General features: G+C 47.5%; 12 protein-coding genes. 9 read left to right on the top strand and 3 right to left on the bottom strand.

The window, feature by feature from the left end; genetic code table 11:
* Positions 1 to 3: 3 nt before the first annotated feature.
* A complete protein-coding gene (locus tag OXH00_21025; protein MCY3743505.1) occupies positions 4 to 921 on the top strand; it encodes a hypothetical protein in 918 nt (305 codons plus the stop codon).
* Between the two features lie 197 nt (positions 922 to 1118).
* Here the strand turns inward: OXH00_21025 and OXH00_21020 are convergent, their stop codons facing one another.
* The 3 genes from OXH00_21020 to OXH00_21010 all read right to left on the bottom strand — a co-directional run bounded on the left by OXH00_21020 (position 1119) and on the right by OXH00_21010 (position 3099).
* The gene (locus OXH00_21020; protein MCY3743504.1) at positions 1119 to 1346 is read right to left on the bottom strand and encodes a hypothetical protein; all 228 of its coding nucleotides are present in this window, start codon (positions 1344 to 1346) and stop codon (positions 1119 to 1121) included.
* A gap of 91 nt (positions 1347 to 1437) precedes the next feature.
* Entirely contained in the window at positions 1438 to 2493 is a 1056-nt protein-coding gene (locus OXH00_21015; protein MCY3743503.1) for a KamA family radical SAM protein, read from the bottom strand.
* 99 nt (positions 2494 to 2592) lie between these two features.
* Positions 2593 to 3099, bottom strand: coding sequence for a peptidylprolyl isomerase (locus OXH00_21010; GenBank protein MCY3743502.1), 507 nt, complete (start codon positions 3097 to 3099; stop codon positions 2593 to 2595).
* 392 nt (positions 3100 to 3491) lie between these two features.
* On the opposite strand from OXH00_21010, the gene disA reads away from it, so the two are divergent.
* The 8 genes from disA to OXH00_20970 all read left to right on the top strand — a co-directional run bounded on the left by disA (position 3492) and on the right by OXH00_20970 (position 14057).
* Positions 3492 to 4589 (top strand): DNA integrity scanning diadenylate cyclase DisA, encoded by a 1098-nt coding sequence (gene disA / locus OXH00_21005; protein MCY3743501.1) that lies wholly within the window; start codon positions 3492 to 3494, stop codon positions 4587 to 4589.
* Positions 4590 to 4740: 151 nt separating this feature from the next.
* A complete protein-coding gene (locus OXH00_21000) occupies positions 4741 to 6069 on the top strand; it encodes a DUF4398 domain-containing protein (GenBank protein ID MCY3743500.1) in 1329 nt (442 codons plus the stop codon).
* Between the two features lie 20 nt (positions 6070 to 6089).
* Positions 6090 to 7496: a nuclear transport factor 2 family protein gene (locus OXH00_20995; protein ID MCY3743499.1), complete on the top strand. Its 1407-nt coding sequence runs from the start codon at positions 6090 to 6092 to the stop codon at positions 7494 to 7496.
* A gap of 178 nt (positions 7497 to 7674) precedes the next feature.
* A complete protein-coding gene (locus OXH00_20990; protein MCY3743498.1) occupies positions 7675 to 8091 on the top strand; it encodes a thioesterase family protein in 417 nt (138 codons plus the stop codon).
* A 101-nt stretch (positions 8092 to 8192) separates the two neighbouring features.
* The gene (locus OXH00_20985; GenBank protein MCY3743497.1) at positions 8193 to 8882 is read left to right on the top strand and encodes an ABC transporter ATP-binding protein; all 690 of its coding nucleotides are present in this window, start codon (positions 8193 to 8195) and stop codon (positions 8880 to 8882) included.
* Complete coding sequence (locus tag OXH00_20980) at positions 8851 to 12429, top strand: FtsX-like permease family protein (GenBank protein MCY3743496.1); 3579 nt, start codon at positions 8851 to 8853, stop codon at positions 12427 to 12429. The genes OXH00_20985 and OXH00_20980 overlap by 32 nt, the downstream gene beginning before the upstream one ends.
* Positions 12430 to 12512: 83 nt before the next feature.
* Complete coding sequence (locus tag OXH00_20975) at positions 12513 to 13115, top strand: tetratricopeptide repeat protein (GenBank protein ID MCY3743495.1); 603 nt, start codon at positions 12513 to 12515, stop codon at positions 13113 to 13115.
* A gap of 48 nt (positions 13116 to 13163) precedes the next feature.
* Positions 13164 to 14057, top strand: a complete 894-nt coding sequence (locus OXH00_20970; GenBank protein MCY3743494.1) for a phosphoribosylaminoimidazolesuccinocarboxamide synthase — start codon at positions 13164 to 13166, stop codon at positions 14055 to 14057.
* Positions 14058 to 14085 lie beyond the last annotated feature (28 nt).

Raw genomic sequence — 14085 nt, 5'->3', positions numbered from 1 at the left:
AATATGGACACGCATCAAGCAACGCGATGGACACAATTTATCACGCCACTCGGTGGGATTATTGCGCTTGCTTGTTTCTTCTTGCCGTGGGTGAAAATAAAAGTGGACAGTCGTCCGATGAGCGAAACTTTCTCAGGATTGATGGGCATCCATAACAACCCACTTATTGCAATCGCTTTCGTTGCGTGTCTACTAATTATCTGTTCAAGTCTCTATATGATAATCCGAGGAACGCCATGGAAATCCAGAGTGTTAATTCTCATTAATAGCATTATCGGATTTGGGGTGCTATGGTCGGAATACTCTGTTTATACAAGGTTGGTTGAAAGGTCGTATATAGCGGAGACTGAAAATCTTCAACTCATTCTCAGATTTGGTGTTTGGGGGACAGTTATTGGATTCGTCGTTGCCGGTGTTGGCGTATTCTTAACCAGATCAGAAAAGACAGAAGAGCAATCTGAAATGTTTGTGGATGAACGATACGCATGGTTTATCGCACATGCTGCAGCGATTGGTGCGCTTGCTTGCTTCTTCCTACCGTGGGAGGGAATAGGTGCTGGAAGTTCCTTTTCAGGTTTTGATCTTGCGAAATGGCATCTGCTTATTACAATTGCTTTGATTGCAACGATCACCATCGTTGGGATTAACTTCTACATGCTGTGGCGGCAAACTCTCTGGAAATCCAAGGTACCGATTTTCATTGGCAGTGGCATTGGATTGGGTGTTCTTTTGTCACACTATATCAATTATTTTTATACCTACCATATTGTAAACAAAACTGGCATACAAATAAGTGCGCATACACCTGAATTTGGCTTGTGGGGCACAGTTATTGGATTTGTCGTTGCTGTGGTTGGGATGTCCTTAATCAGCACGAAAAACAGAGAAAAACAGGTGGAAGTTCCTGCCGAGTCTGGGTGATAGGCGTGCTGCTGACTGCCCCTTAATCCGGTCTGGAGGTGTGGCACGCCAAATCGTTGTCTTGAACCCGCTGCTGTCGGTAAATTCCGGTTTGCAGATGCGGATTTAGTCTTTGTTAGCATGACGTATAGCCTGTCCGGCGACTATACAAAGCCCACCAATAACCACTACGAGTGTAAAAAAAGCGACCCATTCCATTACAAGTCCTCCAATTTATCGATTTTTTGATAAGCAACACTATTGATCCGAATAATTATAGTTATGATCAGAAGTACCGCTGCTGCGCCTCCTATGGTAAGAACACGATTAGCTTCACCATAATTTTGAATCACCCAAGCAGCGAGAGAAATAGCAGTCGCAATCAAAATAGCAAAGACTATCTTCAACCAACCGATCTCTTCCTTCAGTTTGTCAATGTGTGCCATAAAAAACAACCTCTGTTAAGAATAAGATTTTCTGATAGACCGGTGGCAGACCTGCGTTGTGAAACATCTGCGGAAAAATAAACAAAATTCGCTACCAATCCTCATCAAAGAACGGCGTGCTTGGATAACTATAGACGTTGCCTTCGTAGTTCCGAAGTTGGATTTCTTCGTCATCGAAAGCCACAATAGGATCAGGAATCAACGCAATTTTGCCACCACCACCGGGTGCATCGACAACATAATGCGGCACACCGAGTCCGGATATATGCCCACGCAATGCCGCAACAATATCTAAACCCGTCTTCACCGCCGTCCGGAAATGATCCGTCCCAACAATAAGATCGGCTTGATAGATATAGTACGGCTTGACCCGGATCCGCAGCAACCCTTTCATGAGTTCCACCATCACAGCCGGGTCGTCATTCACGCCTTTAAGAAGCACCGTCTGGTTACCCATAGGTATGCCAGCATCTGCCAGCATGCCGCACGCCTTCTCCGTCTCAGGTGTAATTTCGCGGGGGTGGTTGAAGTGCGTGTTAATATAAAATGGATGATACTGCTTCAGAATCGCACACAGCTCAGGTGTGATCCGTTGCGGGAGCGTCACGGGGACACGCGATCCGATCCGAATAATTTCCAAGTGTTCTATCGCGCGTAATCCACCGACAACCATATCAATTTTCTTATCCGTCAGCATAAGTGGGTCGCCACCGGAGATGATAACATCGCGAATTTCTGGGTGTTCCTGAATATAAGCGAGCCCCCTTTCGACGTTATTCTCAGAAATCGAGTGCGGGTCACCGACCTTCCGTTTGCGGGTACAGAAACGGCAATAGATAGGGCACATATAGTTAACATAGAAGAGTGCTCGGTCTGGATAGCGGTGTGTGACGTTCGGCACCTCGCTATCGTCTTCTTCGTGGAGCGGATCCTCTACGCCTGTGCTCATCAATTCCCTTGGATCAGGAACGACCTGTTTCCAAATCGGGTCACCCGGCTCTTCTATAAGACTGAGATAATACGGATTAATGCGGATCGGGAATTCTTTGTGAATCCGCCGCATCTCCTCTAAATCAACATCGAATGCGGCGGCAAGTTTTTCGGGTGTGTTGACAGTATCCCTAACGAGACGTTTCCATTCTTCCATATAGTGTGTCCTTCCTTTCCAAATTCCGTTGCTACGTCTGTCTCTTTGTAAGCGTAATGCAATAAGCGATACTTCGCGCTGCAGCTATAGGATGCGGAATTAGGGTGCGGGTGTATAATTTTCAATCGTCACTTTTTTCATGACATCACGTTCGCGAAGTGCTTCAACGACATCTATTCCTTCTATAACTTTCCCGAACGTGGTATAGTTCCCATCTAAATGTCCAACGCTTCTCTGATCAGATGTGAGGCAGATATAAAACTGACTTCCGGCTGAATCGGGGTTCTGTGTGCGCGCCATGGCTACGACCCCTTTATCGTGTGGCGGCATTTTGTCGCGAAGATCAGGGTCTTGAAATTCGCCTCGGATTGTCCATCCCGGTCCGCCGCTGCCGGTACCGTCGGGGTCACCCCCTTGAATGACAAAACCCGGTACATAGCGGTGGAAAGTCACGCCGTCGTAAAATCCGTTCTCAATTAGCTGCGCAAAATTCGCTACCGTGGTGGGGGCAGCTTCAGGGTAAAGTTCTATTATAATGTTGCCTTTTTCTGTTTCTATCGTTACATTAGGCAATTGTTCGTTGTCGCATGAAATAACTGTCGCCAAAAATGCACCTACTAAACTTAATCGCATGATTGCGTTGTGAAAACCGCGAATTTTCACGAATTCCTTTTCTGTTTTTTATCAAGACTTACGCAACATCGGTTCTGTTCAAGAGATTGGGGCGTAAATCTTATTTAATGAAATTGTATCGAAAATCTTCGGCGAGAGTCCTTATATGGATATAGTATTCTCGGCGAAATACAAGTTGATAGACATTATACACTGATTTGCACGTGAAGTCAAACAAAATTTGAAGACATTCTATAAACATACTCAAAAAACACCCAAGCAAATAAATCCTACAGAACTCAAACTGACAACTGATAATTGATAACTAAATTCAACCTTGACACCGCAGTTTAGACATGGTATCCTAATAATTGGAGGTGGTTGCAGTGCGGAGCATCTCTACAGAAAATCATAAGACACGTGAACTTTTGGCAACCTTGAAGTTGCTGTCACCAGGGACCCATCTGAGAGAGGGTATTGATTATATCATCCAGGGTAAGACGGGTGGACTTATTGTCATTGGTGATACACCGGAAATCTTAGATTTGACAGAAGGCGGCTTTCGGATCAATTGCCAATATACATCGGCGCGTCTGTATCAATTATCAAAAATGGATGGGGCGATTATCCTTTCCGAGGATATGAAACGGATCGTTCGCGCCAATGTGACGTTAAGGGTAGACCCATCTATCCCGTCCAGTGAAACCGGGCTCCGCCACCGATCGGCAGATAAATTTGCTAAACAGACAGAACACATCGTTCTTGCTGTATCACAGAGTCGGAATACGCTCACCTTATTTCTCAAGGACCAACATTATATCTTCCGGGAACGTCCGGTTCTACTCTCAGGCGCGAATCAGACCATGCTCGCACTGACCCAGTACGTCAAAGCCATGCAAGATGCCGTCGCTATGCTGAATTGGGCAGAGTTAAGTGGGAACGTCACGTTAGCGAATGTTGTCACGGCGATCCAACTCTGTGAAAGGGTTCGCCGTGCTGAACAGGAATTGAACCTATACAGAATAGAGTTAGGCACACAAGCAGAATCTATTCAGCACATCCCAGAGCTCACAACTGAAATTGACAGCGGGCTTCTGATTACTAAAGATTATTATCATGAAAGTCTGCGCGATGAATCCGAAGCCGTCGAGAAAATTATAGGGCTTGATGCCAACAGTCTTGCACATCAGAGTAATATTAGTGAGGCTTTAGGGTATCCCCGAGATATTCGGAATACCTTTGAAGTCCTTGAGCCGCGCGGATATCGAATGCTGAGACAGGTGCCGCGTATCCCTTTCAATATTGTTGAGAACATTGTTCACGAATTCAAAACGTTGGATAGAATTTACACCGCCGCTATTGGTGAACTCCAAGCAATTGATGGGGTCGGAAAAGCAAGGGCATCTACAATCAAGGATACACTCTTGCAGATGAAGACGACTACGACCCAACCCCATGTGCTTGCTTTGTCCATGTGTCAATAACCCGCGATTAAATCGGGGCTTGTGACGTACGGTAGCCAAACCTATAGGTTTCACGAGGGCAACTTATTGACTGAGGTGCTGGATATTGTCGTAAAAAAACTGGAAATTAAACCGAACAGAATAATAAAACAGAATTAGAAGGAGTTAAAAAATGAAACAGTTCATTGCTTTACCGCGGAAGTATAACTTCGCATTGCTTAGGATTTTGATTGTCGCGATGCTTCTCGTCTCTTTGGCTTTAGCAGGTTGTGGTGGAAAACTCGGAAAAATTGAGTCATCTGTAGTTGACACGGCGATCGCGGATGCAGAAGCAGCTATCACAGCCGCACGGGACGTTGATGCGGCATCACTTGCCCCCGATGCCTTTCGAGCCGCTACATCCAACCTTGAAGCTGCAAAAACAGCACTCACGGAAAAGAAAGGCAACGACGCACTCCGACTCGCATACCAAGCCACCGCTGATGCCAGACTTGCACACAGGCATGCCATTAACGTTAACAAAAACTCCAAATTGAATGCCACGATCCTTGAAAAAGAGGCAGGGACGGTGGAACTCCGTCAGAGACTCGGCAAGAAGGAAACAGAACTCGCACGCGTCGAGTCCGAAATGCAGGCGGCTCGCGATGAGGAAGAGCAGTTGAGCCGAAGGGTTCGCGACCTTCAGCAAAAGAACCGTGAACTGAGCGTTACACGGGAAAACTATGGAAAACAGGTTGCTGAACTCATCAAAACTTTGGAGGAAATGCAGACGAGCGGCAAGCGGGCAGAGACTGAAATCCGCAACTATGGCAAGGAAATTTCGGCACTCCGCCGTAGACTCGATATTGCCGACAAGGTAGTTAAAGAAGAGGGTTATCAAAAGCGCGCCGCTATCGCTGAGGCAGAATCCCTCAGAAAGCAGATACGCGAACAGGCTGAAATCTATACCAAAAAACTTGCAGAGGCGGGTCAGCAGGGTATCGCCGCAAAACATGCAGATTTTCTTGCACAACAGGCGCAAGCATCACGTGCTTATGAAGCCAGTAAACCGCCACTTTCTCCCGCGAAGACCGGGCGCACCTCGCTCTCTACAGAGCAGATAGCCGCAGGCAAAGCCGCACTTAGTAATTGGGAAGCGGCATGGCAGCGCCAAAACCTCAATGTGCATCTCGCCTATTATGAACATAACATCGTCGTTGATAAAGTGGTGATTCACGAGAGTAAAGAAGATCGAAGTAAAATTGACAGACAGCAGCTGGAATCGAATCTTCGTCAGATGAACGAACACACTTGGCGGAACGTCAAAACCGACACCGAAGTCGAAAGTGAAAGCATTATCAGTGTCCAACAAATGAGTCGGTTAGTTACCCCTGCAGCTGACGAGAATGCTACTGCACTCTATAATATTTGGATTCGCGAAGTTTGGATGCATCAGGTCGGGAACGGTTGGAAAATCCACCATGAAATCTGGAAGATTTTTGAGAATGTGCCAGACTTTTAAACTACGAGGGAGGTTAGATTGTGAACGACGTACAGAACAGACAAGACAGTCCTAAGAAAACCACTATATCCCGGAACCTTATATGGGGAGGGGCTATTGCGGCAATCGTTATCGCTTTTGTCCTATTCCTCGTGATATTCATGAGTTCGAGTGAAACGCCTACCGCCTTTCTGGCGAAATGGAAAAGTGCGCTCGAATCCAGCGATGCCAAAAAGTATGAATCCCTCTGGGTAAAAAGTGAACGCCAGCGCCCTGATAGAGGCTATCAAAATACAGCAAGACTACTAAGAGATAACATCAACTTTGAAGTTAATCTTGAAGGGAGCGGGCAACCCTACCGAGTCCCGCGATTCCCGAATCGCTATCGCATTGAGGGGATCCCTGTGACGGTTCACCTTCCAAATGGTCCGACACAGCAGTTGCGAAATCTTGTTATTGAAAAGAAAGGGATTATCCAACAACGGTGGAAAATTATTCAAGATGAAGTCGCCGGTGAAGGAATTGTCGCGACGGTAGCACCGGAGTCCACACCACAACCAAATCTTATCAATAACTCCAATAGCCCGGTAGCCCCGACAGTTATCGCTTGGAAGAGCGCATTGGAAGCGCAGGATGTACAGAAGTACACCGATTTGTGGGATAAGTCCGCCCGAAAAAAACGGGCAGCAAGTTTCCGCCGCGCGACGGAGTTAATGTCGCAAACCCACATCGTTGAAATCCAATATGCTACCTACAGTGCTGTGCCAACCCAGAGAAATCGCTATGTTGTTGACGGCATTCGCGTAACTTTGCAAAATGGTGAGGAAATCATTGAAACTCACAATCGCACACTCACTATCGAGAAAAAGGGGTTCTTCAGACGACAATGGAAACTCATTAACGATCAGATCGGTGAGATATCCGGTGCCATCGCGCTCGCGCGGGCTGAACAAGTGGAAGTTAACACAGTTTCTGGCGAAGAGTCCGGTGGAACTTTCGATGGAAATGCACCGATTGATACGCATCTTAAAGTGAGGCAAATCCTTGGGAAATGGCAAGAGGCTTGGGAAGGGAAGGACTTGGAGACTTACATGTCTGTCTATTCAGACAGTGCCTTGATCACGCGTGTCACTATACGTGGCGGTGTAGAAACTGAGGTCTACCTTAAGAAAAATGAACTCCGTTCCAAGATGAGAAGACTGAATAATCTTTACGGGGACATCCAGGTTGGTATCTCTAATTTGCAAATTAACGGTGATCGGGCAGTAGCAGATGTAACGTTCTTGCAAAAATTTACAGGCACTCCCGCAAGTGGCACCCGTCCTGCTTACTCCGATATTGGCACGAAAAAACTGAATTTGATGGTAGATCCGACCGACGGGCACTGGCGAATTTATGCAGAGACATGGAAACGCTACGAAAATGTACCGGACTATCCAAAAATGTAGGGGAATGGTTGTCAGTTTTCAGAGGGAATAGTTATCAGCTTTCAGTTTTCAGTTAAGAGGGGTCTTGTAGCAGTTGAGATTACTGGTCAAGCAACAGCAATCTCTTTAACTATTCTCATTACGAAGTATGATAACTGTTCTCACTGCGAAGTATGATAGTTGATGACTATTAGGAAATATGCGCACTGCGTACCAAACCAAACGTAAAATTGAGTTCGCCGATACCGATATGGCGGGGATCGTCCATTTCACGCGATTTTTTGTCTTTATGGAATCCGCGGAACACGAATTTCTTCGGAGTTTAGGTACGAGTGTCGCAACCGAATGGGACGGAAATAAAATCGGATGGCCCCGACTCGCGGCTTCGTGTGAATATCTAAGTCCACTTCGGTTTGAAGATGAAGTGGATATCTGCCTCTGGGTCTCGAAAAAAGGAACAAAGTCGCTCACATATCAATTTCACTTTACGCATCAGGGAGAAGATGTCGCACGTGGGCAACTCACGACGGTCTGTTGCATAACGAACCCCGGTGAGAAACTGCGTGCTATTCCTATCCCTGATTTTATTGCAGACCAGATACATGCCTCGCCATAACACGCATCTTTCGCTGGAAAAAAGACGATTGTAGGGTGTTTTGCTTGGGCGTTTCCTTTAAGTCTTGTGCCTGCCCACACTACTGAGAAACCACAAAATCCATGGAACAATCTCGCGCTGCTACTGCCTCGATTAAAATAGCCAACGTATCTAAAGACTTCGGAACGGTCGGAGTCCTACGGAATATCTCATTTAATCTTACAGATGGAACGTCCGTCGCTATTACGGGTCCCTCTGGCTCAGGCAAAAGTACACTGCTACACATCATCGGCACCTTAGAAGAACCCTCGGCTGGACAGGTCAAAATTAACAACACAAACCCATTTACCCTCTCTGAACCTGAACTTGCACAGTATCGAAATAGGGTTATTGGATTTGTGTTTCAAGATCACCATCTGCTGCCACAATATTCCGTACTCGAAAATGTTCTGATCCCTTCACTCGCCTTTAAACAGGATCCCGGTGCAACGCAACGCGCACATCAATTGCTCAGACGGGTTGGGCTAACAGACCGGCAAACGCACCGACCGGGGCAACTGTCAGGCGGCGAACGCCAGCGCGTCGCTATCGCACGCGCACTCATCAACCAACCCGATATTCTCCTCTGTGATGAACCGACGGGCAACTTGGACACTGCTACTACCGATACTGTCGCCGATCTGCTTTTTGAGTTGCACAACGCTGAAAAAAATATTATGATAGTTGTCACACACAACCTCGCGCTGGCTTCACGTTTTGAGCAACACCTACAGCTCGTAGATGGCAGATGCACGCTCGAAAGAGACACCTAACACACCTAAAAACAGAATGCGCAAATTCTCTTGGAATTCCCTTAAACACTTTTGGCAGATACATCTTACCGTCGCACTTTGCACCGCTGTAGCGACGGGTGTACTCGCAGGTGCTTTAATCGTGGGTGATTCTGTGCGTGGCAGCCTACGAAGTCTCACAACAGAACGGCTCGGCACCATCCAACACGCCCTCCTCGCAGACCATTTTTTTCAACCCGATCTCTTGCAGCGGGAAAATAAAGTGCCAGCAATTCTGCTAAACGGCACAATCGTCGCACCACAGACACAGGCACGGGCATCAAAGGTTAACATCGCCGGGGTAACAGACGATTTCTTCACATTTTGGCAAGAGGATACCGCCCTGAATCTCAACAAAGCACCTGAGCAACCCTTCAACCCTATTGTCATTAATGAGGCACTTGGAAACGAACTGAATGTCCAAGTCGGTGATACGCTGCTGGTAAACATGTCTCAAGCCGCAGACATCCATCCAGAGTTTCTGCTCGGTGAGCGAGATGCAGCCAATGTTATCCAGAGCCTTCGTTTGGTCGTCAGCGATATAATTCCCACCAAGAACGCTGGACGGTTCAGTCTACAGGCACATCAAAGCCTCCCATTCAACGCTTTCATAGCACTCCCTGTTCTCCAAAAAGCACTCGGACAGGGGGGCAAAGTGAATGCCTTATTTACTGCGGATACGGATGCAATTTCGGCAGCGGATCTATCGTTAACCTTTGAAAGTCTCGGGTTACGTACTAAGATGCATGAGAACCACTTCGATCTCCAAAGTCAGCAGTATCTTCTCAAGCCAGTGCTGTCCGAAACCGCGCGAACGGTTGCCACTGAAAATCGTATCCCGACCTTACCTACACTCACCTACCTCGCAAATACAATAAGTGCTAACGATAAGGTTATCCCTTACTCTACAATCGTGGCACTCCCGACGGATGTGGGGGCTTTTTCGGAACTTCTTAACAGGTATACTACCGAGGCGGACCGCCTCGCGTACGAAGAAGCGGACAATCAAGGACGCAAACGGTTAGAATCAGAAAAACTTGAAAAGCGCAAAAAACTTGAGGCGGAAATTAGCAGCTTAGAAAAAGAAGTCAGTAATTTAAAAAACACGAAACAGAGACTCGGCAATACACCGGAATATAAGCAACGAGTGGCGGAAATTAAAGAGGCGTTAGCGGAAATTAAAAAGGCATTAAATGCAACGCCTGCTCGTGGCAAACCCGGCGAAATTACGCTCAATACATGGACAGCAGCGGACTTAGGGGTGAAAGTCGGCGATGAAATCAGCATCACCTTCTACACTGTTGGTGTTGAGGAAGAGTATATCACTGAAACGGCACTCTTTTTTTTAAAAACTATTATTCCAATTGAGGGTATTGCTGCTGATAGGAACATCATCCCTGAATTTCCGGGCATCCACGATACCGATGATATGTCCGAGTGGAAATCCCCTTTCCCAATTGATTACACCTTGGTGCGAGACAAGGATGAGACATATTGGGATGAATACGGCGCAACGCCAAAAGCATTTATCCCGTTGGAGATCGGCGAACGACTCTGGAAAAACCGATTCGGTGATCTTACCACTATTCGGATGGGCAACGCACCCGGCGCAGATATTCAGGCGACACGTACGCACTTTGAAACCGAATTCCTGAAAAAGATTCAACCCGAACAAGTTGGCTTTCAATTCTTATCGCTACAAGCAGACGGACTTCAAGCCGCTGCGGGTGCTACAGACTTTGGGATGCTGTTTGGCAGTCTAAGCGGTTTTATTATTATCGCTGTTGCTCTGTTGGTCGCGATGCTTTTCCGCGTCGGTGTCGAGCAGCGGTCGCGTGAGATTGGTATCCTACAGGCTGTCGGTTATCCACTCGCCAAAATTCGTCGCCGTTTCCTTTACGAGGGCGCGACCGTCGCGGGGATCGGGAGTCTGTTGGGATGCCTGCTCGCTGTGGGCTATGCCGAACTCATGATATTCGGACTACAGACGTGGTGGCTGCCTGCCATCGGCACGCCGTTTATGGAACTTCACGTCAAGCCGATAAGCCTGCTGAGTGGCGTACTCATCGCGCTGGCTGTTGTGATGATCTCTATCCGTATAACTGTTCAACAATTGGGTGAGACTTCTACAACAGCACTCCTCGCTGGTGAAACCGATTTTGCCGAAATAACGCTCACACAGCAAACCAAACAGACGGAATTCTCTAAAAGGATGTCAATCTTAAAGAAGATTGGAACTACGCTTGTAGCCGTTTTACTTGCCTTTTTCGTTATCTTTGATAAATGGTTTATTGATACCTTTGGCACTTGGATTACAGACCCCATCCTTGATTTTTTATTATTAACTTTGGCCATTATCGGTATGGGGTGGGATGCCTTCGGTCGGTGGCTAAAATCGCAGAGGGCCCCAAAGCGGTTTAACAGGTTGCGATTTGCTCTCAAAAACGCGGCACGCCAACCTGGGCGAAGCACCACCTGCATTAAAACAATAAGTTTAGCGTGTTGTATCGTTGTCGCAGTCGGTGCGAATCGGCACGATGCGCCACCGGAGACAGCATATGCTTTTGTCGCCGAGTCCGCGATCCCATTACACCACAGTCTCAATACACCCGATGGCAAATTTGAACTCGGTTTTTCTGAAAAAGCATCCGAGCTGCTCAGTGAATCCGAAATATTCCCGTTTCGCGCCCTTCCAGGTGAAGATGCCAGCTGCCTGAATCTCTACCAACCTCAGAAACCGCAAATTTTGGGGGCATCGAATACCATGCTTGACGAACTCCCTTGGAGCAACTTATGGGAAGGACAACCTGTAGATGGTAAAGCCATCGCTATCGGTGATGAAAACTCGCTCCGTTGGATTTTACACCATAACCCCAAGGACGATTTTCTGATTCAAGATGAATTCGGAAAACCACTCAGTCTTGAACTTGTGACACTTAAAAACAGCCTTTTTCAGAGCCAATTGATTATCTCTGCGTCTAACTTCACGAAATACTTCCCAAGCCAAAGTGGGTATCAGTTTTTCCTCATCAAAACACCGCAAGCACTGCGAGAAGAGACCGCACACGTCTTAGAGGAAACATTGGCCGATTATGGTTTTGACCTTACATCGGCATCCGCGCGATTAGAAAGTTATCGCGCTGTTGAAAACACCTATATCTCCACTTTCCAAAGCCTCGGCGGTTTAGGCGTGCTACTCGGCACTTTCGGGTTGGCACTGGTATTCTTTAGAAATATCATTGAGCGTCGTGGCGAATTGGCAACCTTACGCGCTTTCGGGTTCCGTCGGCAGCTGCTCTCGCGAATGCTGTTCCTTGAAAGCTGCTTCCTGCTCGCCGTCGGGATGCTGATCGGAATTGTCGCTGGACTCGTGGCGATTCTGGGTTCCCAAGGACATTTTCCTTCTTTTCCATGGGTATCCCTCACAATTACCTTGCTTTTCATCTTCGGTTTCGGTATAATTGCAAATGCAATTGCTGTTGCTGTTGCACTCCGAAGTCCACTTCTGAGCACACTCAAATCCGAATAATGCAGCGGCACACTTTCCAACTATACCGCCTTGAAACTTCTGTTTGCGGAGTGAGAAGTCTGCGCTGTCTGGGGAAACACGCTATGCATCCTGTTAGGTTCAAAACTACACCTTATATCGTCCGTGCAGTTATACTCACGCTCTGCTTCCTGATACTGAGCGGTTGTTCCAGTGATTCTGACCCAAATACACCAAGCGCGGTCAATTACACGGAACGGGGGTGGAGTCTCTACAAGTCGGGCAACTATGCACAGGCACTGCTCAGTTTTGAGCGCGCAGTCAATTTCGATGAAAATCTTGCCGATGCACATAACGGGATCGGGTGGAGCCATCTCAGCTTGTCGCTGAATCCACTTTTAGCACAGGAAGCATTCCAGAACGCTGTGCAACTCGATGCCGCAAATGCGGATGCGTGGGTTGGGCTGGCAAATCTTCTCTATTTACGGAACAAAGAGACGAACGATTTCAGGTCTGCTATCCGTGCGATTGATAACGCGCTCCAAGCAGATGCACAATACCTTTTTCGGCACGACTACGATTCCAAAGCCGACCTCTACGCCTTGAAAGCGTCATGTTACTTCTATCTCGGCGAACATCAATCCGCAGCGGTGGAGATTAATAAGGCACTTCAAATTGATACAACCCATAAAACTGCTGTTGTCTTACAAGACCTACTGGCGGAATAAAATTGACAGCCGACGGCTGATGGCTGACGGCTACTAAAGGAGAAAAATATGTCTCAAAACGTTATAACATCTACAAAATTAACCAATTTAACCCCTGCCCACAGCGGTAAGGTACGCGACCTTTATGACCTCGGCGATGAACTCTTGATCGTCTCCACCGATCGGATATCCGCCTTTGATGTCGTTTTGCCGAACGGTATCCCTGATAAAGGGAAGGTCCTAACCGGTCTGTCCACATTCTGGTTCAACTACACCGGCTCCGTCGCTGATAATCATCTGATTACGACAGAAGTTGAAGATTATCCCGATGCGTTGCAGCCTGATGCGGAGCTGCTAAAGGGACGCTCCATGCTTGTCCGAAAAGCCGATCGCGTTGATGTTGAATGCGTCGTCCGTGGGTATCTCGCCGGTTCCGGTTGGTCCTCGTATCAGAAAACAGGCGAAATCTGTGGTCAAAAACTGCCGGATGGACTGCGCGAATCCGATCGGCTCCCTGAACTCCTGTTCACACCGACAACCAAAGCGGAACAAGGCGAGCATGACGAACCGATCTCCATTGATGAGATGCGTAACGAAGTCGGCAGCGAACTAACGGATCAATTGATTCAGGCCAGTTTTGCACTCTTTGAAGCCGCGAGTCAACACGCCGAAAACGCCGGGATTATCCTCTGTGACACCAAATTTGAATTCGGGCAACACGATGGAAAACTGATTGTCATTGATGAAGTCTTCACGCCGGACTCCTCCCGTTTCTGGCCCGCGGATCTCTACGAACCCGGCAAGCCGCAGCAGAGTTTCGATAAGCAGTTCGTTAGGGACTACCTCTCCGAAATCGGTTGGAACAAGGAACCCCCCGCGCCTGAGCTACCGGAGGATGTTATCTCCAAGACAAGCGAGAAATATCGAGAGGCATACCGCCTCATCGTTGGCGAAGAATTATAGGTAGGAGCGAGCTGCGCTCGCGATCCTT

The sequence above is a fragment of the Candidatus Poribacteria bacterium genome (genome assembly GCA_026706025.1).
GTDB lineage: Bacteria > Poribacteria > WGA-4E > WGA-4E > WGA-3G > WGA-3G.
The sequence above is the reverse complement of the archived record's forward strand: the minus strand, read 5'-3'. Positions and strand labels throughout refer to the sequence as shown.